Source organism: Granulosicoccus sp. 3-233 (assembly GCF_052681095.1).
This window is the reverse complement of record NZ_JBQYLE010000002.1, coordinates 441,557-463,846: the sequence shown is the minus strand read 5'-3', so window position 1 is coordinate 463,846 and position 22,290 is coordinate 441,557. Positions and strand designations below refer to the sequence as shown.

20 protein-coding genes are annotated in these 22,290 nt (G+C 57.2%); 5 read left to right on the top strand and 15 right to left on the bottom strand.

Annotation, left to right across the window (positions count from 1 at the left end):
- Nucleotides 1–121 precede the first annotated feature (121 nt).
- The 5 genes from alaS to ACUNV4_RS06920 form a co-directional block, all read right to left on the bottom strand.
- Entirely contained in the window at nucleotides 122–2,752 is a 2,631-nt protein-coding gene (alaS, locus tag ACUNV4_RS06940) for an alanine--tRNA ligase (RefSeq protein ID WP_430877779.1), read from the bottom strand.
- 98 nt (nucleotides 2,753–2,850) lie between these two features.
- Nucleotides 2,851–3,363 carry a regulatory protein RecX gene (locus ACUNV4_RS06935; protein WP_430877778.1) on the bottom strand — a complete coding sequence of 171 codons (513 nt, stop codon included), beginning with the start codon at nucleotides 3,361–3,363 and terminating at the stop codon, nucleotides 2,851–2,853.
- A gap of 52 nt (nucleotides 3,364–3,415) precedes the next feature.
- Complete coding sequence (recA, locus tag ACUNV4_RS06930) at nucleotides 3,416–4,459, bottom strand: recombinase RecA (RefSeq protein ID WP_430877777.1); 1,044 nt, start codon at nucleotides 4,457–4,459, stop codon at nucleotides 3,416–3,418.
- A 124-nt stretch (nucleotides 4,460–4,583) separates the two neighbouring features.
- Nucleotides 4,584–4,922 (bottom strand): hypothetical protein, encoded by a 339-nt coding sequence (locus ACUNV4_RS06925; RefSeq protein WP_430877776.1) that lies wholly within the window; start codon nucleotides 4,920–4,922, stop codon nucleotides 4,584–4,586.
- Nucleotide 4,923: 1 nt separating this feature from the next.
- On the bottom strand, nucleotides 4,924–5,460 hold the full coding sequence (locus ACUNV4_RS06920) for a CinA family protein (RefSeq protein WP_430877775.1): 537 nt from the start codon (nucleotides 5,458–5,460) through the stop codon (nucleotides 4,924–4,926).
- A gap of 54 nt (nucleotides 5,461–5,514) precedes the next feature.
- Between ACUNV4_RS06920 and mutS the strand changes: the two genes are divergently transcribed.
- The 3 genes from mutS to recN are packed head-to-tail and all read left to right on the top strand — an operon-like array spanning nucleotide 5,515 to nucleotide 10,740.
- Nucleotides 5,515–8,145, top strand: a complete 2,631-nt coding sequence (mutS, locus tag ACUNV4_RS06915; RefSeq protein ID WP_430877774.1) for a DNA mismatch repair protein MutS — start codon at nucleotides 5,515–5,517, stop codon at nucleotides 8,143–8,145.
- A 55-nt stretch (nucleotides 8,146–8,200) separates the two neighbouring features.
- Complete coding sequence (locus ACUNV4_RS06910) at nucleotides 8,201–9,061, top strand: NAD(+)/NADH kinase (RefSeq protein ID WP_430877773.1); 861 nt, start codon at nucleotides 8,201–8,203, stop codon at nucleotides 9,059–9,061.
- A 17-nt stretch (nucleotides 9,062–9,078) separates the two neighbouring features.
- Nucleotides 9,079–10,740: a DNA repair protein RecN gene (recN, locus tag ACUNV4_RS06905; RefSeq protein WP_430877772.1), complete on the top strand. Its 1,662-nt coding sequence runs from the start codon at nucleotides 9,079–9,081 to the stop codon at nucleotides 10,738–10,740.
- Here the strand turns inward: recN and fur are convergent.
- On the bottom strand, nucleotides 10,704–11,147 hold the full coding sequence (gene fur / locus ACUNV4_RS06900) for a ferric iron uptake transcriptional regulator (protein ID WP_430877771.1): 444 nt from the start codon (nucleotides 11,145–11,147) through the stop codon (nucleotides 10,704–10,706). The two genes, recN and fur, sit on opposite strands and share 37 nt — an antisense overlap.
- Before the next feature lie 86 nt (nucleotides 11,148–11,233).
- Between fur and ACUNV4_RS06895 the strand changes: the two genes are divergently transcribed.
- Complete coding sequence (locus ACUNV4_RS06895; protein ID WP_430877770.1) at nucleotides 11,234–11,650, top strand: outer membrane protein assembly factor BamE; 417 nt, start codon at nucleotides 11,234–11,236, stop codon at nucleotides 11,648–11,650.
- Here ACUNV4_RS06895 and ACUNV4_RS06890 read toward each other — a convergent pair.
- Nucleotides 11,635–11,955, bottom strand: a complete 321-nt coding sequence (locus ACUNV4_RS06890; protein WP_430877769.1) for an RnfH family protein — start codon at nucleotides 11,953–11,955, stop codon at nucleotides 11,635–11,637. The genes ACUNV4_RS06895 and ACUNV4_RS06890 overlap by 16 nt on opposite strands.
- Nucleotides 11,956–11,976: 21 nt before the next feature.
- Entirely contained in the window at nucleotides 11,977–12,411 is a 435-nt protein-coding gene (locus ACUNV4_RS06885) for a type II toxin-antitoxin system RatA family toxin (protein ID WP_430877768.1), read from the bottom strand.
- 57 nt (nucleotides 12,412–12,468) lie between these two features.
- Between ACUNV4_RS06885 and smpB the strand changes: the two genes are divergently transcribed.
- Nucleotides 12,469–12,951, top strand: coding sequence for an SsrA-binding protein SmpB (gene smpB / locus ACUNV4_RS06880; RefSeq protein ID WP_430877767.1), 483 nt, complete (start codon nucleotides 12,469–12,471; stop codon nucleotides 12,949–12,951).
- 45 nt (nucleotides 12,952–12,996) lie between these two features.
- Here smpB and dnaQ read toward each other — a convergent pair whose 3' ends face one another.
- From dnaQ to rnhA, 7 genes are all read right to left on the bottom strand, one after another.
- Nucleotides 12,997–13,695, bottom strand: a complete 699-nt coding sequence (dnaQ, locus tag ACUNV4_RS06875; RefSeq protein WP_430877766.1) for a DNA polymerase III subunit epsilon — start codon at nucleotides 13,693–13,695, stop codon at nucleotides 12,997–12,999.
- 437 nt (nucleotides 13,696–14,132) lie between these two features.
- Nucleotides 14,133–15,902, bottom strand: a complete 1,770-nt coding sequence (locus ACUNV4_RS06870; RefSeq protein ID WP_430877765.1) for an ABC transporter ATP-binding protein — start codon at nucleotides 15,900–15,902, stop codon at nucleotides 14,133–14,135.
- Nucleotides 15,899–17,044, bottom strand: coding sequence for an ABC transporter permease (locus tag ACUNV4_RS06865; RefSeq protein ID WP_430877764.1), 1,146 nt, complete (start codon nucleotides 17,042–17,044; stop codon nucleotides 15,899–15,901). The genes ACUNV4_RS06870 and ACUNV4_RS06865 overlap by 4 nt, the downstream gene beginning before the upstream one ends.
- Nucleotides 17,045–17,046: 2 nt before the next feature.
- Nucleotides 17,047–18,030 (bottom strand): ABC transporter permease, encoded by a 984-nt coding sequence (locus ACUNV4_RS06860; protein WP_430877763.1) that lies wholly within the window; start codon nucleotides 18,028–18,030, stop codon nucleotides 17,047–17,049.
- A gap of 80 nt (nucleotides 18,031–18,110) precedes the next feature.
- Complete coding sequence (locus tag ACUNV4_RS06855; RefSeq protein ID WP_430877762.1) at nucleotides 18,111–20,039, bottom strand: ABC transporter substrate-binding protein; 1,929 nt, start codon at nucleotides 20,037–20,039, stop codon at nucleotides 18,111–18,113.
- A gap of 414 nt (nucleotides 20,040–20,453) precedes the next feature.
- Complete coding sequence (locus ACUNV4_RS06850) at nucleotides 20,454–21,113, bottom strand: hypothetical protein (RefSeq protein WP_430877761.1); 660 nt, start codon at nucleotides 21,111–21,113, stop codon at nucleotides 20,454–20,456.
- A 690-nt stretch (nucleotides 21,114–21,803) separates the two neighbouring features.
- Entirely contained in the window at nucleotides 21,804–22,238 is a 435-nt protein-coding gene (gene rnhA, locus ACUNV4_RS06845; RefSeq protein WP_430877760.1) for a ribonuclease HI, read from the bottom strand.
- Nucleotides 22,239–22,290: the final 52 nt, after the last annotated feature.

The window sequence follows — 22,290 nt, the reverse complement described above, 5'->3', positions numbered from 1 at the left end:
TGTGAACGGTTGAAGCTGGCCTGTCGGCATGCTCCGGCGTCCTGCCCGAGCAGATTGCTTCGTTTCGATCGACTGGCAGACAAGCAGCCAATCCGTTTGAAAAACTCTCCGCCTCTGGCCGTCAGGCCGAGAGACGAGACTCGATCATTACTCGCGCTGCAGCAAAGGCTTCATCGATCTTCTGCAGGGAGTCTGCGCCACCTTGCGCCATATCCGCCCGGCCGCCCCCACGACCGCCCATCACGGCAGCCACTTCCTTGAGCAACTCACCAGCCTTGATCGAGTCATGTCGGGATTCGGCAACCGTGGCAATCAGGGCTACCTTGCCATCCTTTTCACTCGCCAGCACGACAATGCTGTCACTGAGCTTCTGCCGCAACTGGTCCATCAGGGTTCGCAGGGCCTTGGCATCTGCATCGTCCACCACTTTCAGCAACACACTGGACTGTCCGATGGATTCGGCCTCGGCTGCCAGATCACTTCCGGCACTGGCAGCCAGCCTCGCCTGCAACTGCTCGACCTGGCGAGACAATTCACGATTGCGGGTCTGAAGCTGCTTGAGTTTGGGCAGCACATCGCTCTTGGGCGACTTCAGAACACCGGCGACTTCCTCGAGCTGATGTTCCAGCGATTGCGAGTACTCCAGCGCGGCCTCGCCACTGACGGCCAGGATACGGCGAACACCCGTGGAAATTCCCCCTTCGGTCAGCACCTTGACGCCGCCCAGTTCGCCGGTTGCCTGCACATGGGTTCCACCGCACAATTCAACCGAGCGATCGCCAAGTCTGACCACCCGTACCACATCACCGTATTTTTCCCCAAACAGGGCCATGGCCCCCTCGGCAACGGCATCCTCCATCGACATCTCACGGGTGTCGCAAGGACTGTTGGCGCGGATTTCCCGGTCTATCCACTTTTCGATACTGACGCGCTGTGCATCCGTCACAGGCTCGTCGTGGGAAAAGTCGAAGCGCAGATGCTTTTCATTCACCAGCGAGCCTTTCTGCTCGACGTGAGTACCCAGTACCGATCGCAAGGCACCGTGCAGCAAATGGGTTGCCGAGTGGTTCTGTCTGATGCTGTGCCGGCGAGTCGAGTCGATGCAGGCGTGTACCTTGTCGCCCACTGCAACAGCTGCCCCTGACAAGGTGCCCGCGTGTGCATGAGCCTGACGCTGTTTTTGTGTGTCGATGACATCGAACACTGCCTGCTCACCACTTGCACTACTGGACTTCAGCGTTCCGACATCACCGACCTGACCACCGGACTCACCGTAGAAAGGTGTTCTGTCCAGAACTATCCAGCCGTCCTGACCCGGTTCGATACGTTGTACGGACTGACCATCCACGAAAATCTCGGTAATGCGTGCTTCGCATTCGTTCTCGCTGTATCCGACAAACTCGCTTGCTGTCGTGGTCTGGAAATCAAGCCCCTGAGAGGCGAACTTGCTCGCGGCTCTTGCCTTGGCCCGCTGCGCCTCCATGCAGGACTCGAAGCCTTCCATATCGACATCCAGCTCGCGCTCCCGAGCGATATCACCGGTCAGATCGGCAGGAAAACCATAGGTGTCATAGAGTTTGAAGATGACCTTGCCCGGAATGGTCTTGTCGGGCAGGCCGGCAATCTCGTCATCCAGAATGACAAGCCCATCCGACAGAGTCTTTGCAAATCTCTCTTCCTCGCGCAGCAATTGCTGTTCGACTTCCGCATGCATGGCAGCCAGTTCCGGATAGGCCTGCCCCATTTCCCGGACCAGTGATGACACCAGTTTGTGGAAAAACGGCTCTGAAGCACCAAGCTTGTTGCCGTGACGTGCCGCCCTGCGAATGATTCTGCGCAGTACGTAGCCGCGGCCTTCATTGCTGGGCAGCACGCCATCGACAATCAGGAATGAACAGGATCGAAGATGGTCGGTTATGACTCGCAGCGAAGGATTTGCCAGGTCCCGACAATTCAGCAGGCGAGCGGTATCCTTGATCAGGTTCGCAAACAGGTCTATTTCGTAGTTGCTGTGCACATGCTGCAGGACGGCGGCTATGCGCTCCAGGCCCATCCCTGTATCCACGCAGGGTTTTGGCAGCGGCGTCAGAGTGCCATCGGCCGAACGGTCGAATTGCATGAAAACCAGGTTCCAGATCTCGATGTATCGATCGCCATCCTCTTCCGGTGAGCCCGGCGGACCGCCCCAGACGTCTTCGCCGTGATCGTAGAAAATTTCCGAACAGGGACCACAAGGACCGGTATCACCCATCATCCAGAAATTGTCTTTCGCCCCGATGCGTATGACCCGCTCGGCCGGCACACCGATATCGTTGATCCAGATGCTCTCGGCTTCATCATCTTCTTCGAAAACCGTGACCCAGAGTTTTTCGGCAGGCAACCCCAGCGTTCCGGTCAGGAATGACCAGGCAAAACCGATGGCGTCATGCTTGAAGTAGTCTCCGAAGCTGAAATTGCCCAGCATTTCGAAAAACGTGTGATGCCGGGCCGTATAACCGACATTGTCCAGATCGTTGTGCTTGCCGCCAGCACGCACACAGCGCTGCGACGTCGTCGCGCGACTGTAATCTCTGACCTCCTCCCCGGTAAAGACATCCTTGAACTGCACCATGCCGGCATTGGTGAACAGCAATGTCTTGTCATTACCCGGCACCAGAGAGCCGGATGCCACAATTTCATGCCCTTGACTGGCAAAGAACTGCAGAAATTGTTCTCGAATCTGGGAGGTAGTAACGGGTAATGAAGCTGGCATGACGGGCCACGGACAATCAAAAGGATCGATAGTGTAGCCGGAGCGCGGCCTCTCGTGTACCGCGCGGTGTCATCGGTCATGCAAAACCGGGCATGCGATCAACCTGCAGACGATCTTGCCTGCTCTTTGCGCAGTTTTCTGAGCCCTTGCAGAGCGTCGCTGGAGGAATAGCCGCGTCGTTGCAGGAAACGCGCGATTCGCGATACAGCCTGCTGATCCGTATCGGCAATGTCCTGAGGCGAAAAGCGCCTGGCGATGGCCATTTCCGCCTGCTCGCTCCAATCCACCTGCAATGATCGAAGTGCTCGCTGCACCAGATGTGAGTCGATCCCGCGTTCCGCCAGTTTTGACCGTATGGACAAAGGCCCATAACCATGATTCATGCGCTGCTCGGCATACAACTCCGCGTAGCGTGCATCATTCAGATAGTTTGCACTGACCAGATCAGCCAGTGCCTCCTCGATGGCCTGCTCATCATGCTCACGCTGCTGCAACTTGCGAGTCAGTTCTGCCGTCGAGTGATCGCGCTTTGCCAGCAGACGAATGGCCGCTACATACGCCTGATGAGCAGCCTTCCGTGCCAACTCCTCAGGCGTTTCCGATTGGCTCATCAGTCGCTAGTGAAAATAAACGATTTTCGAATGACGATGCGTGTCTTGCAGATCACGCTTCGGCTTCGATTTCTTCCTCGCTCTTGTCGCGCTTGATGCTATCCGGCTTGGGTAACAGGATTTCACGCAATTTTTCGTCAATCTCGTTGGCAATATCAGGGTTTTCAATCAGATGCCGGCGAACGTTTTCCTTGCCCTGCCCGATGCGATCACCGTTATAGCTGTACCAGGCCCCAGCCTTGTCGACCAGACCGTTCTGCACTCCCAGATCGATCAGTTCGCCCTCCCTGGACACACCTTCCCCATAGAGAATCTCGAACTCGGTCTGACGAAATGGTGGAGCCATCTTGTTCTTGACGACCTTGACCCTCGTTTCGTTGCCGACAATCTCGTCACCACGCTTGATGGCACCGATGCGGCGAATGTCCAGTCGAACCGAGCAATAGAACTTCAGCGCGTTACCGCCCGTTGTGGTTTCCGGACTTCCGAACATGACACCGATCTTCATGCGGATCTGGTTGATGAAGATGACCAGTGTGTTGGTGCGCTTGATGTTACCCGTCAGCTTGCGCAGCGCCTGCGACATGAGTCGTGCCTGCAAACCCACGTGCGAGTCACCCATGTCGCCTTCGATCTCGGCCTTGGGTGTCAGCGCTGCAACCGAATCGACCACGATGATATCGACAGCACTGGAACGAACCAGCATATCGACGATTTCCAGCGCCTGATCGCCAGTATCCGGCTGCGAGATCAGCAGTTCGTCGACATCGACACCCAGTTTGCGTGCATACACGGGATCCAGGGCGTGCTCGGCATCGACAAACGCCGCTGTACCGCCGGCCTTCTGGCATTCGGCGATGACTTGCAGCGTCATGGTCGTCTTGCCCGAGGACTCGGGACCGTAGATTTCGCAGATGCGGCCGCGTGGCAGACCACCTATGCCCAGTGCAAGATCCAGCCCCAGCGAACCGGTGGAAATGACATCGATATCTCGAGAGACGGAATCGTCTCCCATGCGCATGATGGTGCCTTTGCCAAACTGCTTTTCAATCTGGCCAAGCGCCGCAGACAGCGCCTTTTTCTTGTTGTCGTCCACTGGTTTGTTCTCCGTTCGATACGATTGCGGAACTGCCACTCCATGGCACCTGTCCGATGAACGGATTATTTCACAACTGGGAAGCGTATTGGGCCTTCAGACCGTTAAAAGACTGTAAATATTTTCAGTTACCGTGCTGCCGTCTGCATTCTTCGTAGCTGCCCGCCTGCAACTCTTCCTGCTCCTGGCACAGGGTCTCCAGCTCCTCTTCGACCAGAGTCTTGCGAGCTTCCTGCTCTGCCAGTGCCTGACGCACCTGCTCGGCCTTTTCGGCCGTTGCGTCGCGATTGGCAAGCACCTCTTCAAGCAGCTCCTTCTGTTCGGCGATGTACTTCTCCAGCTCGTCCACCGACAGTTCTTCCGGTTGTGCCCAGGCCGCACCGGACAGACACAGCGATAGTGCCAGCAGCATGGCCGACACCAGCGAGCCGGAACGTCTTTCCAGTATTTTCATGCTATTCACGTCACTCCCGATTCCGGATTCGCGCGATGGTACCACGCAAGGCGTGCAGAACCGCCTGTTCGCGCACAGCCAGACGGTCACCCTGCAGATGCAACAACTCTGCCGATAACTGTTCTCCGACCGCCCAACCCAGCCATACGGTACCCACGGGCTTGCCCGGTACCGCCCCGTCCGGACCGGCAATCCCGCTGGCCGCCACGGCCACGAAAGCGCCACTGCGCTGTTGCGCCCCCTGCGCCATTGCCAATACGCAGGCTTCGCTGACAGCACCGTCCTGCTCGAAGATGAGCTCGGGCACACCAAGCAACTGCTGCTTGGCATGATTCGAATACGTGACAACCGACTGTTCGAACCAGGCGGAGCTGCCCGGCATGTCGGTCAGGGCCCCCGCGATCAGTCCGCCTGTACAGGATTCCGCCGTTGTCATCGTGGCCTCATACTCCATCAGCAACCCGGCCAACTCGGCGACCAGCCGACTTTTCTCTGTGTGTGTGCCAAAAACGGCAGGCTGATCGCCCTGTGTTGAAATTTCTTTCATTGTCTCGTTCCGGTGTCTCTGTCAGCAGCGCAATCACTGAGTACACTACGCACCATGACGCAGAGCACACATACCCCCATGATGCAGCAGTATCTGGGCATCAAGGCAAAACACCCCGAATCTCTCCTCTTCTATCGAATGGGTGATTTCTACGAACTATTCTATGATGATGCGCGACGCGCTGCCGAATTACTGGACATCACCCTGACAGCTCGCGGCAAGAGTGGCGGCGAACCCATCCCCATGGCAGGCATCCCCTATCACGCTGCCGACAACTACCTGGGCAGACTGGTTCGCATGGGCCTGTCGGTCGCCATCTGCGAGCAGACCGGATCCGTCACCAACAAGGGACCGGTCACGCGCGAAGTGGTTCGCGTGGTCACGCCCGGCACACTGACCGAGGAATCGCTGCTGGCAGCCCGTTCGGTTGCCATGCTGGTATGCGTCTGTGAAGGCTCTGCAAAGGATGGATACGGCATTGCAGCGCTGGATGTCGCAGCCGGCGACCTGGCGGTCATGCAGGTACCTGACCTGACCGGTCTGCAAGCGGAAATCTCGCGACTGGACCCCGCCGAACTGTTGCTGTCGGAAGACAGTCGACTGCAGAGCGAATTTGCCGCGCTGACCTGCCGAAGCCGTGCGCCCTGGCTGTTCGATCTCAGCGCATCACGAAAAATGCTGACCGGACACTTCAAGGTGCGCAACCTGGAAGCCTTCGGCTGCGATGATCTGGAGCTGGCCATCCGGGCAGCGGCCGTGGCACTGGGCTACGCCCGGGAAACACAGCTCAACAGCCTGGAGCAGGTCAGCAATCTGCGCGTGGAAAACGCCTCGGAGACGGTCATTCTCGACCCGGGTACCAGACGCCATCTGGAACTGGTCGAAAATTCGCGTCAGGAAGAATCCAACACACTGTTCAGCGTCATCGATCGAACCGCCAACCCGATGGGAACGCGAAAGCTGCGTGCCTGGCTGCAACAACCGGTCAGAGACCGGGCAAGAATAGCCGATCGGCAGGATCGGGTAGCGGCACTGATGCAGGATGAGATCTGCAACGACATCGCCTCCATACTGTCCGGCATGCATGATATGGAGCGCATCCTGACTCGTGTATTACTGGGCAGCGCGCAGCCCAGAGAACTGGAACGACTGCGATTGAGCCTGGAATATCTGCCTGAGCTCGTCACCTTGCTGGAAAACGCCAATGTCGGTACGGCCGGGTCAGCACTGACTGCGACACTGGAAACCCTGCAGCAACCTGTCACCACAGATGAGTTTCTCAAACGCGCCGTGAACGAGAACCCACCCGTTGTGCTGCGCGACGGCGGAGTCATTGCCGATGGCTTTGATGCCCAGCTGGACGAATTGCGCTCACTCAGTGGCGATGCCAGCGATTACCTGACGCAGATGGAACAACGTGAACGGCAGGCAACAGGCATCAGCTCGCTGAAAGTCGGATACAACCGTGTCCATGGATTCTATATAGAAACCAATCGCCAGAGCGAACCCCCGCCTCATTACATACGCCGCCAGACGCTGAAAAGCACCGAGCGCTACATCACCCCCGAACTCAAGGAACATGAGGACAAGGTGCTCGGCGCCCGGGAAAAGGCGCTGGCCAGGGAAAGGGAATTGTACTCGGGGATCCTGGACACAGTGAAACAGGAACTCGACACACTACGCGGCATGGCGCGGACAGTCGCCGAGCTGGACGTGCTCAACAGCTTTGCCCGTATCGCCGTGGAGCATGACTGGTGCCGTCCCGAGCTGACCGAAGAGACGGGCATTCGCATCGATGCGGGTCGACACCCGGTCATCGAGGCCTTGATCGACGACCCCTTCGTAGCCAACCCGACGCATCTGGATGAACACTGCCGCATGCTGCTCATTACCGGGCCCAACATGGGGGGTAAATCGACCTTCATGCGCCAGACCGCACTGATAGCCCTGCTTGCCCATACCGGTAGCCAAGTACCGGCATCCAGGGCGGTCATCGGTCCGATCGACCGTATCTTCACCCGTATTGGCGCATCCGATGATCTGGCTCGTGGTCAATCCACGTTCATGGTGGAAATGACCGAAGCCGCACATATACTGCGTAACGCCACCGCCAACAGTCTGGTGTTGATGGACGAAGTCGGGCGCGGTACCAGCACCTATGATGGCTTGTCGCTGGCCTGGGCCTGTGCAGAACATCTGGCGGAGAAGAATCAGGCACTGTGCCTGTTTGCCACGCACTATTTCGAGTTGACAGCCATGGCTGAGATGCACCCCCATATCGAAAACGTGCACCTCGACGCGGTTGAACACGAAGGCAGGATCATTTTCATGCACAGCATCAAGCAGGGTGCAACCGATCGAAGCTACGGCCTGCAGGTAGCAGAACTGGCCGGCCTGCCCGAAGCTGCACTGGGGTATGCTCGCCAGCGGCTGGCGTCCCTGGAGCAGCGAGCCGGCAATGCGGATGAGAGCACGCCAGACCAGCCGGAGGCCGCCACACCGAACACCGACCTCAACGAGAAGGTAACCCTGCAGAAAAATCGGCCAAGCCCTCAACTGGATCTGTTCGCACCGGGTCATGCATTACAGGAATACCTGTCGGGACTGGATATCGACAGTCTGTCGCCACGCCAGGCCATCGAGCACCTCTATGCAATGAGTGAGCTGGGCAACTGGAAATCCTGACAGTAATTAGCGCCATTCCATGGCACCTATCAACTTGGCATGCTACTTTACAGCGATGACAAAATTCACACGGGCAGGCCTCATCGTCAAGTTCAACGATGAGAGCGTCGCCAATACTCTTGCTGATGTCGTTGCGTGCCTCGAGGCGCTCGACGTGGAAGTGGTGCTGGATAACAGCACGCGTGGACTGATGGACGGTGGCCAGACCGTCGATACCAGCGAAATCGCGCAGAACTGCGACCTGGCAGTGGTCATCGGTGGCGATGGCACCCTGCTCAGCGCGGCGCGCTCTCTGGTGGATCATCACATCCCCATCGTGGGAATCAACCGCGGACGTCTGGGTTTTCTGGTCGATGTCTCTCCGGATGGCGGTCTGGATGAACTCACCCAGATCATCAAGGGGCAGAATATCCAGGAAAACCGCGCCATGTTGCAGACCCGCATCCTGCGCGACGGCGAATGCGTGGCCAGCTCCTATGCCTTCAACGACACCATCATCCGCGTCAAGGATGTGCTGCAGATCATGGACTTCGACGTCATCATCGACGATGTCCTGGTGACTCACCAGAGAGCAGATGGGCTGATTATCGCCACCCCTTCAGGCAGTACGGCCTATTCCCTGTCCAACGGCGGTCCGATAGTGGGTCCTACCATCGACGCTCTGGTCGTACAGCCCATTTGCCCTCACACATTGACCAGTCGTTCTCTGATGGTCGATGCAGACTCCACCATCCGGGTGCACCTGTGGGACGACGATGTTGCCAGTGCACAGATCATCTGTGATGGCCAGGTCTACATGGATGCCATGCTGGGCGACATGATCGAAGTCAAGCGCAATGCCAATCGTGTCAGGCTGCTGCATCCTGAAAATTACGACTATCACCGCATACTGCGTGAGAAGTTGAACTGGGGCTGACCTTCGGAATCTGATCAGTGCTTACCCATCTTCATATTCGCCATTTTGCCATCATCGACTCCTCCGAACTCGAACTCGATGCCGGCATGACCGCTCTGACGGGGGAGACAGGGGCCGGGAAATCCATTCTGCTGGACGCACTGAGCCTGATTCTCGGGGCCAGGGCCAGTGCCGACACGATTCAGCAGGGGGCAGACCGAGCGGATATCACGGCAACCTTCAATCTCGACAAGCTGCCAGCCGTCAGTCAGTGGTTGGCAAGGCATGAGCTGGACGCGGACAATGAATGCCTGATTCGCAGAACACTCTCCAGTAACGGAAAATCCCGGGCCACCATCAACGATGTGCCCGTGTCCGTACAGACCCTCAAGGCCCTCGGTGAGCAACTGGTCACGATCCACGGACAGCATGCCCACCAGACCCTGGGAAAATCCTCGCAGCAGCGAGATCTACTGGATCGGTACGCCGGCGGCGCGCAGTATCAGCGCGTCGCCAGAGCCTACGATGCCTGGCATGCTGCCCACGAAGCGGTCGAACATCAGCAGCGATTTGCTCATGAGCGCCTGCAACGTATCGACCTGCTGAGCTTCCAGCTACAGGAATTCGATGAACTGGATATCGGCAGCGCTACGGTGGCAGACATCGAGTCGGAACATCGCTGGCTGGCCAACAGCGACAGGATACTGGCACTGGGCGAGCAGACACTGAGCGCCATCGATGACACGGCCTACCCGGCACTCAACAAGGCAACGCCCCCACTGGGCGAGTTGGTACAGATCGATGAACAACTACGCGAAGCGCTCGACCTGGTGGAATCTGCCACCATTCAGATAGCCGAATCCGCACACCTCATCCGCAGCACGCTGGGCAAGCTGGATCATGATGATGCACGCCTGGCGTGGCTGGATCAGAAACTCGCTGCCCTGCACTCCCTGGCACGCAAGCACCAGTGCGACATGGATAGCCTGCCTGAAGTGGAACAGGCGCTGCGTGAGGAGTACGAAACCCTGACCGATCCCGGCAAGGCCGGTGATGAACTTGTTCGCGAGCGCGATGCCCTGCGCACGGTATACGACGAAGAGGCCGCAAAGCTGACTCGCCACAGACGACGCCATGCCGGGAAACTGGCCAAGACCATTTCCGCAACCATGCAGGACCTCAGCATGGCCGGTGGTATCTTCGACATTCAGATAGACACTGACGACACCCAGCCTCACCGTCTGGGCAACGACACCGTCCATTTTCTCGTCAGTCCCAACCCGGGTGTCGATCCGGGGCCATTGTCCCGTATCGCCTCCGGCGGCGAACTCTCACGCATCAGTCTGTGCATGACACTGGCAGCCCTGGACTCTCACGCGGTACCGACACTGGTGTTCGACGAAGTCGATTCCGGCGTGGGGGGCGCAGTGGCCATCAAGGTCGGACAGATGCTCAGGCAGGTGGGAAGCCAATCCCAGGTGCTCTGTGTTACACATCTGCCCCAGGTTGCCTCACAGGCACACCATCACCTGCTGGTGGCCAAGGATGTCGCCAAAGGCAAGACGCGCACTCGCCTCGAAGCATTGCACGGCAAGGCCGTCAGGGATGAGATTGCACGAATGCTGGGTGGTGAAAAGATGACGACCAAGAGCCGTCAGCACGCTCAGGAGATGCTGGACTCCGCCTCGTCGTCTCCGTGATGAACGCCGTACAGGATGATCTTGTGATCCGTCAGTGAGTAGCCCAACTCCCGGGCTATTTCATGCAGACGCTTCTCGATCAGCTCATCCTTGAATTCGGACACCTTGCCTGACTTGACGCAGACGATGTGATCATGATTATCGCCGGTATCGAGTTCGAAAATTGCCTGTCCACCATCGAAATGATGTCGCGTGACGAGCCCGGCTGCCTCGAACTGCGTCAATACCCGATACACCGTCGCCAGGCCGACATCACTCCCCTGCTTCAGCAAGGCCTTGTAGACGTCCTCGGCGCTCATATGATGTTGTTCGGCACCTTCGAGAATTTCAAGTATATTCAGTCTCGGCAGGGTCACCTTCAGACCGGCTTTTCGCAGGTCATGTGAAATGGTCTGATTGTGAGTCATTTTATGGCCACTGCAGTTGATGGAGCTGTTGGAATTAACTGTGAAAGTATACGACAATCTCCCCTTTGTTCTCATGGACTTTACCTATGCGTAGTGCAGCCTGCCTGGCCGTCATGATGTTTCTCTTGTCAGCCTGTGGCGGAGACCCCTTCTGGTTGCCCAGAGCTCACAAGATCAGCATTCAGCAAGGCAATCTGCTCAATGAGCAACAGCTTGCGCAGATAACGCCGGGAATGAATCGGCAAGAGGTCAGCAATCTGATTGGATCTCCGGTAGAGAAGAGTCCCTTCAGAGGCGATCAGTGGAATTACGTGTATACACGTGCACCCGCAGGTTCTGCTGTCAAGGCACGCCGCGCCTCGATCATCTTTGAAAACGACGTCGTGATCCGGATCGACACCACTGACATGAAAGTGTCCGGTGAATTACCCGAAAGGCGCTATTTCTGGGAGAAGAAAGTGGACAAGACCTCAGAGGATGTTCCCTATCAGGAAATCGACTGACGCGCGCGCTGCCGGCGCAGCTCCTTCGGATCTTGCAGCAGGGGTCGGTAGATCTCGATTCTGTCGCCCTGCTGACAGCAATAGTCATCATCGACCTTTTCGGCAAAGACACCCAGCGGTGCGTGCATCGGACTGATGTCCGGTTCAGCTCCCGGTGGCAGCAAACCGGCTTCCAGTGCCAGCCTCACGGCTTCGCGAGCACGCGTTCCCCGCGGGACATCCAGAACCTGTCGATACTGAACAAGCGGCATCGCCAGAATCACTTCGATTCTCAGCAGATCGCCGGGTGTGTGCGTCATGCTCATTGCCGCGCTCCCGGGCGCTGATCAGGCCGGATAGACGATATCGGCCCGTTTCACGAAAGCCGCTACCATCGTGTCGCAGATCTTCGAAAAGGCAGGCCCCATCAGTGCGGCGAACAGACGGCTCTTGAATTCGAAGTTCATTTCCAGCTCCACCCGACAGGCCGCATCCTCGATGGCCTTGAAACGCCAGACTCCACTGAGACGCTTGAACGGACCCTCAACCAACTGCATGCTGATGGTCTGGTTCTCTTCCAGTCGATTGCGGGTGGTGAATCGGGTGCCACGCATCCGCTGATCCATCGTCAATGACGCCAGCTGTTGCATGTCATCCTGTTCTGCCACGGAGGCCGCCTGACACCAGGGAAGAAAGGCCGGATAGGATTCGATATCGAGTACCAGTTGGTACATCTCGGAGGCTGAATGGGAAACGAGTGCTGAACGAGCAATGATTGGCATGACTATGTCGTTTATGTTCTGCAGCGCCGGAGCGCATTCGAGCCGTATAATGGGCCCATGGCGAAAAAGAAAAAAGGCAACAGGATTTCAGGTGATGCACTCATTGCCAGGAACAAGCGTGCGACCTACGACTACAAGATCGATGAAAAATTCGAGGCTGGTCTGGTTCTGCAAGGATGGGAGGTCAAGAGCCTGCGCGAGGGCCGAGTGCAGCTGGTGGACGGATACGTCCAGCTGTTTCGTGGTGAAGCCTGGCTGTATGGTTGCAATATCAATCCCCTGAATTCTGCCTCCACCCATTATGTGGCAGAAAACCAGCGACGACGCAAACTACTGCTCAACCGCCGGGAACTCTCTCGACTGATCGGTGCCGTGGAACGCAAGGGATACACCATTGTCGCCATGTCCATGTACTGGAAAAACGGCAAGGTAAAGCTGGAAATCGGCATAGGCAAGGGCAAGAAGGAGTTTGACAAGCGTGCTTCCATCAAGGACCGGGACTGGCAACGTGACAAGGCGCGGGTAGTTCGAACGCACTGAGGCTCTGCCGCCCTGCGCCTGCCGGGTACAGGGCGGTCAGACGTCTCAATGCACCACCACCTTGTCCCAGGCACAGCCGTCTTCGGACTTGCGCAACTTCTCCAGCCATTGCTCGTGTGCCGCCAGCTCTTCGCCACTGGCATCGACCACACGCAGCTGACTGAGGTCAAGACTGGCTGCCAGGTCCACCTTCACATCGGTACCGGAGACTTCCTGGTCCAGTGACAGGGCGGTCTGCCCGCCAGTCATGACCAGATAGACATCTGCCAGAATCTCGGAGTCGAGCAAGGCTCCGTGCAGAGTCCGGTGGCTGTTGTTGACTCCCAGCCGCTTGCAGAGTGCATCCAGAGAATTGCGCTGACCGGGAAACTGCTTGCGCGCCATTGCCAGGGAATCGGTCACCCGACAGACCTCCGACAACACCAGAGGCTCGTTACACAAACGAAATTCGTGCTCCAGAAAGCCGACATCGAAGTCGGCATTGTGAATGATGAGCTCTGCGCCGGCCAGATAATCCCTGAGCTGTGCCGAGATGTCGGCAAACCGGGGTTTGTCGATCAGGAATTCATTACTGATGCCGTGTACTGCCATGGCACCGGGATCTATCTCGCGATCCGGCTGCAGATAGAGATGCAGATTGTTGCCCGTCAGACGGCGCTCCCGCATCTCGACGCAACCGATCTCGATGATGCGGTGACCGGTCTTCGGGTCCAGACCCGTTGTCTCCGTATCAAGCACTATCATACGGTTACTGCTGTTTCGTCCACTCATGTCAATCAGAGGTCATATCCTGGTTTCTTCTCCATCTGTAGAGATGGAACATCATGCGACGTGACGATCCGGCGGGTGAAATGTCAGCGCCGGTCCCATACCGAACCCTGATGTCACCCTGCCCTGCAGGATCATGTCCTTCATCGGGCAAAGGTAACACCGCTTGTTCACCACGCCATGATACAGAAGGTCTCTCGCGACTCTACCATGTGGGAGAATCTTCGCGGGACCACACCAGAAAACCATTCGCCACGTCGCGATGCCGTTGATGTTTCGGGAATCGACCATGCACGCATGCAAGGATTGGAGCTGCACTCTCTCCCACCGCCCATCGCCAATTTCACCGCCCGTGCTGGACGCGCCAACCAGGCCATTGGCTCTACCAGTACACGAGCAACATATTCCATGGCTCAGCCAGCCCGGGCCGCCTGCTCGACGTAACGTTCGTGCGAGTGCAGAGTACGCTGGCATGGGTCTGCCACCGGTACGGCGGACAGCAAGGAGCGAGTGTAAGGGTGCTGCGGCTGTGTACAGACTGCCTCGGTCTCACCGGTCTCCACGACCTTCCCCCCGTACATGACCACGACTCTGTCACAGAAATATCGCACCAGACCGACGTCATGGCTGATGAAGATATAACTGAGATTGAGGCGAACCTGCAGGTCCAGCAACAGATCCATGATATGCGTTCGAATACTGACATCGAGCGCCGAGGTGGCCTCGTCGGCAATGATGATTCTCGGTTTCGGAGCGATTGCCCTGGCGATGCTGATGCGTTGTCGCTGTCCGCCGGAAAACGCATGGGGATACCGTTGCATGGATTCGGCAGGCAAACCCACGAGTCCGAGCAATTCGCGAATACGATCCCGACGCTGCCTGCCATCCTTCATGCCACTCAGCAGCAATGGCTCGCCGATGATCTGCTCGACGGTCATGCGCGGGTTCAGGGATCCGAATGGGTCCTGGAACACGACGCGTATGTCGCGCCAGGCTGGCGCCAGTTCCGTATTGCTCATTTGAGCCAGATCGAGCGATTGTCCGGACTTGTCACGATAGAGGATCTTGCCGCTGTCCACCGAGTGTATGCGCTGGATGCAGCGCGCCAGGGTTGTCTTGCCCGAACCGCTTTCACCAACGATTCCCAGATTTTCACCCTCGTACAATTCGATATTCGCGTTGTTGACGGCAAGCAGCGACTGGCGGTTTCTTCCCAGAAACCCTGAACTGAGCACAAATTCCTTGCAGAGGTTCTCGGTGACCAGTATCGGACGACCCACCGGGTTTTCCTGGCGCATCTGAAGACGTCTGGGAGAAGGAGACTCGGTGTCTCTGGCGGCCTCCAGCAATGATCGGGTATAGTCATGTTCGGGTCTGGAGAAGATATCGTAGACATCACCTGTCTCCAGCAACTTGCCAAAACGCATGACTGCCACCTCGTCGGCCACCTGCGCCACCACCCCCATATCATGGGTGATGAAGAGCACAGCCATCTGTCGGGTTTCCTTCAGTGTGCCGATCAATTCGAGGATCTCCGCCTGAATGGTCACATCAAGCGCGGTGGTCGGTTCGTCGGCAATCAGTACCTTCGGATTGCAAGCCAGAGCCATGGCAATCATTGCCCGCTGGCGCATGCCTCCGGAGAACTCGAAAGGGTAGCGATCCACCGCCAGCTCCGGGCGAGGTATCTCCACCTTACGCAGCATCTCGATTGCCCGTGCTTTCGCCTCCTTCTTGCCGATTCCTTCATGCAGTCTGATCGACTCACCGATCTGATCACCGATTGCATGTACCGGCGAGAGTGAGCTCATCGGTTCCTGAAAGATCATTGCGATATCACTGCCACGAATGCCTCGCATGACGTTTCCGCGAGGGGCCAGAGCGGCAAGATCGATGACATCCCCCTCTGCCATCTGATTGCTTTCACCGCGTCGCATCAGAATCTGGCCCGACTTGATCTTGCCCGGTCGATCCACGATCTGCAGGATCGAGCGTGACAAGACACTCTTGCCACTACCGCTCTCACCTACGAGACATAGAGTGCGGCCGGGATAGAGTTTCAGGGAAACATCATCGACAGCCGTGAAGACCCCCTTGTCGGTTCTGAACTCGGTAACCAGGTTACGGATGTCCAGGATTGGCCGCATGGCAGGGTCTGACTTGTCATTTTTCGTCGAATTCATGAGTGTGCATCCTGTGCGTAGGGGTCTGCCGCATCCCGCAGCCCATCGCCGAGAAAATTCAGTGCAAGAACAGCCAGCACCACAAACAGACCGGGAATGAACAACCAGGGCGCCTGGGCGATAGAACGAATGTTCTGAGCCTCCTTGAGCAACACCCCCCAGGAGATTGATGGCGGCATGAGGCCAAGCCCGAGAAATGACAGCGAAGTCTCGGCCAGAATCATGGCGGGAATCGCCAATGACACCGATGCGATGATATGGCTCGCCAGCGACGGCATCATGTGACGAAAGATGATCCGTGGGGGTCTGGCCCCATCCAGTCTTGCCGCAATGACAAAGTCTTCGGTTCGCAAGGCCAGGAAACGCCCTCGCACCACCCTTGCCAGTTCCGTCCAGCCTATCAGCGACAATATCACCGTAATGGCAAAGTAGCGGGTCATCGGATCCAGGCTCTGAGGAATCGCTGCGCTCAGACCCAACCAGACCGGAATCGTGGGCATCGCCATGATCAGTTCGATGATGCGCGTCGAAATCGTGTCGAACCAGCCTCCCAGATAGCCGGCAACACCGCCGATCAGCATGCCCAGAAACAGACTGAGTCCCACACCGATCAGACCGATAGACATGGATATGCGGGTACCGGCCATCACACGACTGAACATGTCCCGACCCAGTCGATCTGCACCGAACAGATAGAATCGTTCGGTACTCACCGCAGGTCCGATCAAGGTGCGACTCATCGGAATCAATCCTGCCAGATGATAGGTCTCCACCTCTGGCAGCAATGCCAGGAATATCTTCTCTTCCGGATCATCTTCGTAATGCGTTGCCAGCGTCAGCCTGTCTCGCGTGAGCTTCTGGCCCAGCACATGCGGTCGGAAAACGCGATCTCCCACCGAATCCGTGTCGAACCAGTGAATCTTCTGTGGCGGATGGAACACGTCATTCACCGACGTCTCGTTCGGATCAAACGGTTGGAAAAACTCGGCGAACAGCGCGAGAATGTAGAGAAGGACCACGATATACAAGCCCAGCACAGCAACCTTGTGTTTGCGGAATCGTCGATAGACCAGCTTCCATTGCGAGGCTTCGGCAAAATCGGGATCCAGTCGCGGATCGGTCGTGACAGAAGAATCCGACATGATTATCGATACCTTATTCTTGGGTCAATGAGAGCCAGCAACACATCTGAAACGAGCATGCCGCTGATCGAGAGAATACTGAGCAGGAGAATGAAGGCCCCGGCCAGGTACATGTCCTGGGATAGCAGCGCATCCAGCATCAGCGGATCAGCTGTTGGCAGTGACAGCACCACAGCAACAATCGTCGAACCGGAGATGATCTGTGGAAAGGCCCAACCAATGGTTGATACGAAAGGGTTCAAGGCCAGTCGGACCGGATACTTGAGCAACAGACGAAACTCGCTCAGCCCCTTGGCGCGAGCGGTGGTGACATAGGGTCGGTAGAGTTCATCCAGCAGATTTGCCCGCATGATCCGAATGAGGCTGGCGGTGGATGCCGTACCGATGATCAACACGGGAATGATCAAGTGCTTGACCAGGTCGACGAACTTTTCCCAGGACCAGGGAGCCGCTTCGTACTCAGGTGAGAAAAGGCCGGTCACGTCAGCCCCCAGATGCACGACTCCGAAATACATCAGCGCGATGGCCACCAGAAAATTGGGGGTCGCCAGACCGATGAAACCCAGCACACTGACAACATAGTCACCCACGGTGTACTTGCGCACCGCCGAGTAGATGCCGATCGGTAATGCCACCGCCCAGGTAAACAGCATCGTTGCAAAGGCCAGTGTCACTGACAAGGCCATTCGTTCGCCAATCAGATCTGCAACCGGTTGCTGCCACTGGAAGGAGACACCGAAGTCACCGCGAAAGATGGCGCTGATCCATTTCACGTACTGATGTAGAAACGATTCATCAAGCCCGAAACGTTCACGCAGGCTGGCCAGTCTCGCCGGATCCACCTGTTGCCCATCAGCTTCCAGCTTGGCCGCATAGGTCGTTACGAAATCTCCCGGCGGTGCCTGAATGATCGCAAATGCCAGCAGAGAAGCTGCCAGCATGAATGGGATCGCCCAAAGTACACGCCTTGCAATATACTCCAGCACTGAGAATCTCCTGATAGTGGGTTTTCACGGAAACTGCTGGTCGTTACAGATGACCAGCAGTGCTCAACAGCTCGACTTGGTCATTTCCGCCAGTACCAGGCTTGAGGCATGAACACATTGGCAGGACTCGGAAACTGTCCGGTGCTCTTCATGCCTTCCATCACGTTCATCAGACCTTCTTTGCGCACACCATAGGTTGACGCATTCTTCGAGATACCGAAGGCCTCGAATTGTTCGGCGGCAACATCGGCCAGAGCGTGGTAGCGCCGAATTCTCTCAGCCGGATCTGCCGTAGCAAAGATGGACTCCCAGATTCGATAGCGTTCCTTGACATGGTCGGGAGGCTCCACGCCATCCTTTCCTCCGGTTTCATACCAGACCGTCCACAATGGCGCATGGCGGGAGCTGCTGTCGATTGGCAGCAGTGCCGAAGGCAGCTGTCCGGGCATCCATGTCGCATTGCCACTATCGGTGGTCATGTCATGATCCCCTTCGCGGGATCGCAAACGGTGCAGCGAGCGGTCCACGACATTGACGTCGATCTGAATACCGAGCTTGCGCCACTGTGGGCCCAGTACCTGCATCATGTCGATGATGTGCGGAAAGGAATTGCGGACATCCATCAGAAACCTGGCCGGTCTTCCGTCGGACAGGAGACGTACCCCCTCCTCATTGCGCTCGGTCAGACCGAGACCATCAAGCAGACGATTGGCCTCCTCCAGGTCATATTCCAGGTATTGAGTCGCCACTTTCCGGTGATGGAGTGGTGAGTCCTCGAACGGCCCGGTCTGCCAGGGCGTACCCTCTCCCAGCAATGCGGTATCGATGATTTCCTGCCTGTCAGTGCCGATGGACAAGGCCACACGGAAGTCACGCTCATTGAACAAGCGGTTGATGACCGGATCCTTGTGGTTCAGGTTGGGCTGAATCCAGCCGTAGTTTCCACCGGCAGCAGTGACTTCATACAATTCATAGCCACCTTTCTCCCGGTTCTGTGCCAACACAGGGCGATTGCCCGGTGCATCGATTCGTCGATACTGAAAATCGAACTGACCGGCTATGGCCGCCAGTGTCATGGCCTCGGCATCCTGAAATACCCTGGCTTGCAATGTTCCGATATAAGGCAGTTGATTCCCCTGTTCGTCCACTTGCCAGAAGTACGGGTTGCGCCGGAAGGTGACCCTGGTCGCCCCGCCACTGAGTGGCTCGTCCAGCACCCAGGGATCCAGTACCGGCCTTTCCGGGTTGATCCATCGAAGGGCATCCCGCACTTCACCACACTTCGTGATCAGCAGTGTTCGCCAATCGGGAGCTCCCTCCTGCTTCACCAGGTCTTCGATATCAGGGTTGTAATCCGGATGAAAAGGCTTGCAATAATGTGCCGCGTAGAAGTTGAGGGCAGCCCCCTCTTCTCTGGCCATCTGTCCGAGAAACTCGCCGTTGGGGTGCTCGAAAAAGATTCTGAAGGTATGCTGGTCGATGACCTCGAACTGCATCGGCTCACCACGAGACTGGAAGCGTGTCGACAACTCTCCGAAATCGGGGTTCAACAGGATGTCTTCGATGCTGAAGGCAATGTCTTCTGTATCGAACGAGTCGCCGTCAGACCACTTCATGCCCTTGCGCAGATGAAAAACGAATTCGCGCGCATCGTCGGACACCTCGACCTTCCTTGCCACATTCGGTGTCAGCTCGGACAGATTGTGATGCCAGCGAACCAGGCCGTTGGTTCCGACGGCCTGGCGCAAGGTCCCCTCATCCGAACTGCCTCCCATGCCGAACCGGATGACTCCCCCATAACGACCGATGTCACCGTAGTTGATGACCTCTGGCTCCAGAGACACACGCTCTGAAACCGGTGGCAGCTCTCCTTTGGCCACAAGATCGGCCAGCTCCGGAGCCTGCCCGTTCGCCTGGGCAGCAACCGGCTGCGAAAGAAGATGACTCAGGATGACAAGCGCACTACAGCGCTTGAGTGACCTGATGCGGGGAAAATTGGAAACAGACATGCATTTCTCCAGTACCGAAAGGGTTGAACGCAATTTCTCTCGGCATTGACCTGACAGGTCACCCACGCAGCTTGTGCGATATGCCGCGATGCCTGGTTGAGAAATCACTGTGACAACAGTTGTACCAGAAATATTGGCTTTTGTAATCTATAAATACAATATAGTTGTTCCTGAATCGCCAAAATCTCCTCTCGTTGGGCAACACCGAGCCGCATTCCTGCATCGCAACCCCTGCGTCGCAATCACACACCACAACCCGAAGCACTGCGATCACGCACTGCAATCTCGCAACGCAATCTCGCAACGCAATCTCGCAACGCAATCTCACGCCACGATCCCGTTCGGCGAATCCTCATTTCCATACCGTTGGAGCGATACCCTCAGGAAACGCGGGCGCGACGTTCCACATGGCATTCAGTTGCCGATCAGGTCCTTGAGCTTGTTGATCGCGCAATCCGGGCTGGTCAGTACCGGAATGCGGGTCTGTTGCCTGACTGCCTCTGCCGCTCGAGTGGTGGAGAAGTGAGCCAGCATGATGACGTCCACATCCTCAAGCCGAGCAGCCTGCGTGGCGACCAGACGATTGTGCGTACCAGGGTCAGCACTGCGTAGTGCATCCATGGCACCCGGCACGTAATGACTGCTGAACGACACATGCGGTCGATTGGATGGAACCATCTCCCTGAACTCCTGCTCCATGCCGGCTCTGGCAGGTTCGAATGTGTACAACATGGCAATTCTGTCGCCGCTGTCCAGCGCCTGTTCAAACATCGCTTCATTGGGTTTGAGCACCGGAATGCTCAGCCGCGATGCTGCCTTGTCGATGGCAGAACCGAACGCCGAGCAGGTATAGAGAACACCGTCTGACCCCAGACCCGCGGCATAATCGGCAATGGCAACGATGCGATCCGTCAATGAGTCGGACAAGGCCCCCTTCTGTACGGCGCGATCCGCGGACAGACTGTCGTCGAGCAGATTGACCGCCTGACAGTCAGGCCAGAGTGTCCGCATGGCATGGTGAATGGGGTCGATGGCAACCTGGGTAGCATGTATCAAGGCAACTTTGCGGGACATGATGAATTCCTGAGTGTGTATGAGCCATCCCCGGCAATGGCCTGAGGGCCTCAACCCCGTCGCATACCCTCGACTGACGACGGTAGTCAGACGCCTGTTGACCGGGTATACCGAATGTCGTCACATTCAAGGGGAACAGGTGCTTCGGTTCAGTTTCGAGGAAATGCCGGAGATATCCATTTATTGCACATATTCACATAAAAATGCAATAAAGATATTGTTCACCACAACAGCTTCCAATCGCGGGATTAAAGAGAATGCCAACAAGTATCGGACTCGCAACATGCGTCGAGTCGTTCCGGCCACCCGGACTCGAACAGCTTCCCGCCCCGCCAGCGACCTGCCGATCAACCGGCCGCACTTCGCCACCCGGGCCCAGCGGGCGCTCCGGCCCCACAAGCTTGGTGTTGACACAGCAGAGGCTGCCACAGACCTTGCAGCCACACCGGGCTACGGGCTACGGGCTACGGGCTACGGGCTACGGGCTACGGGCTACGGGCTACGGGCTACGGGCTACGGGCTACGGGCGGTGAGCGGTGAGCGGTGAGCGGTGAGCGACCATACCAGTTGCCATATTGTCCCGGCTCTGTATCGCTGATGCAGCAGCCCGGATCATTCGAGGTTCACACCCCTGCAAACCGTTGACTCAAGAATTTTTACAGAATACCTGCTCTTTCGCACACGGCGAAGTCAGCCGGCTTGCAACTCATCAATACCACGGTTGGCCAGTTCATCCACCCTCTCGTTCTCGGCGTGCCCACTGTGGCCTTTCACCCAGCGCCAATCGATCTTGTGCCCAGCCGCAAGCTTGTCGATTTCACGCCACAAGTCGGCATTCTTGACCGGTTTGCCTGCCGAGGTTTTCCAGTTCTTGCGTTTCCACCCGGCAATCCATTCAGTGATGCCCTTGCGCACGTACTGCGAATCCGTGGTCAGGATCACCTCGCTCGGGCGTTTCAGTGCCTTGAGCGATTCGATGACGGCAGTCATCTCCATGCGATTGTTGGTGGTGTCTGCCTCACCGCCCCACAGTTCCTTTTCGTGCTTTCCCGAGCGTAGCAACGCCCCCCAGCCGCCCGGCCCCGGATTACCTCGGCAGGCGCCGTCAGTATAGATTTCGATCATGGATCACTCGGTTGTTGCGATGAACCAGCCAGTGCATGAAGCCCGAATTGTC

What these genes read in the sequence shown, in the direction of transcription:
- ACUNV4_RS06865 (WP_430877764.1), bottom strand. Translation starts at nt 17,044, where the DNA reads ATGTCGGATTCTTCTGTCACGACCGATCCGCGACTGGATCCCGATTTT.
- ACUNV4_RS06935 (WP_430877778.1), bottom strand. Translation starts at nt 3,363, where the DNA reads ATGAGCCAATCGGAAACGCCTGAGGAGTTGGCACGGAAGGCTGCTCAT.
- ACUNV4_RS06910 (WP_430877773.1), top strand. Translation starts at nt 8,201, where the DNA reads ATGACAAAATTCACACGGGCAGGCCTCATCGTCAAGTTCAACGATGAG.
- ACUNV4_RS06890 (WP_430877769.1), bottom strand. Translation starts at nt 11,955, where the DNA reads ATGAGCATGACGCACACACCCGGCGATCTGCTGAGAATCGAAGTGATT.
- ACUNV4_RS06855 (WP_430877762.1), bottom strand. Translation starts at nt 20,039, where the DNA reads ATGTCTGTTTCCAATTTTCCCCGCATCAGGTCACTCAAGCGCTGTAGT.
- ACUNV4_RS06870 (WP_430877765.1), bottom strand. Translation starts at nt 15,902, where the DNA reads ATGAATTCGACGAAAAATGACAAGTCAGACCCTGCCATGCGGCCAATC.
- alaS (WP_430877779.1), bottom strand. Translation starts at nt 2,752, where the DNA reads ATGCCAGCTTCATTACCCGTTACTACCTCCCAGATTCGAGAACAATTT.
- dnaQ (WP_430877766.1), bottom strand. Translation starts at nt 13,695, where the DNA reads ATGATAGTGCTTGATACGGAGACAACGGGTCTGGACCCGAAGACCGGT.
- mutS (WP_430877774.1), top strand. Translation starts at nt 5,515, where the DNA reads ATGACGCAGAGCACACATACCCCCATGATGCAGCAGTATCTGGGCATC.
- smpB (WP_430877767.1), top strand. Translation starts at nt 12,469, where the DNA reads ATGGCGAAAAAGAAAAAAGGCAACAGGATTTCAGGTGATGCACTCATT.
- ACUNV4_RS06895 (WP_430877770.1), top strand. Translation starts at nt 11,234, where the DNA reads ATGCGTAGTGCAGCCTGCCTGGCCGTCATGATGTTTCTCTTGTCAGCC.
- ACUNV4_RS06850 (WP_430877761.1), bottom strand. Translation starts at nt 21,113, where the DNA reads ATGTCCCGCAAAGTTGCCTTGATACATGCTACCCAGGTTGCCATCGAC.
- fur (WP_430877771.1), bottom strand. Translation starts at nt 11,147, where the DNA reads ATGACTCACAATCAGACCATTTCACATGACCTGCGAAAAGCCGGTCTG.
- rnhA (WP_430877760.1), bottom strand. Translation starts at nt 22,238, where the DNA reads ATGATCGAAATCTATACTGACGGCGCCTGCCGAGGTAATCCGGGGCCG.
- ACUNV4_RS06885 (WP_430877768.1), bottom strand. Translation starts at nt 12,411, where the DNA reads ATGCCAATCATTGCTCGTTCAGCACTCGTTTCCCATTCAGCCTCCGAG.
- ACUNV4_RS06920 (WP_430877775.1), bottom strand. Translation starts at nt 5,460, where the DNA reads ATGAAAGAAATTTCAACACAGGGCGATCAGCCTGCCGTTTTTGGCACA.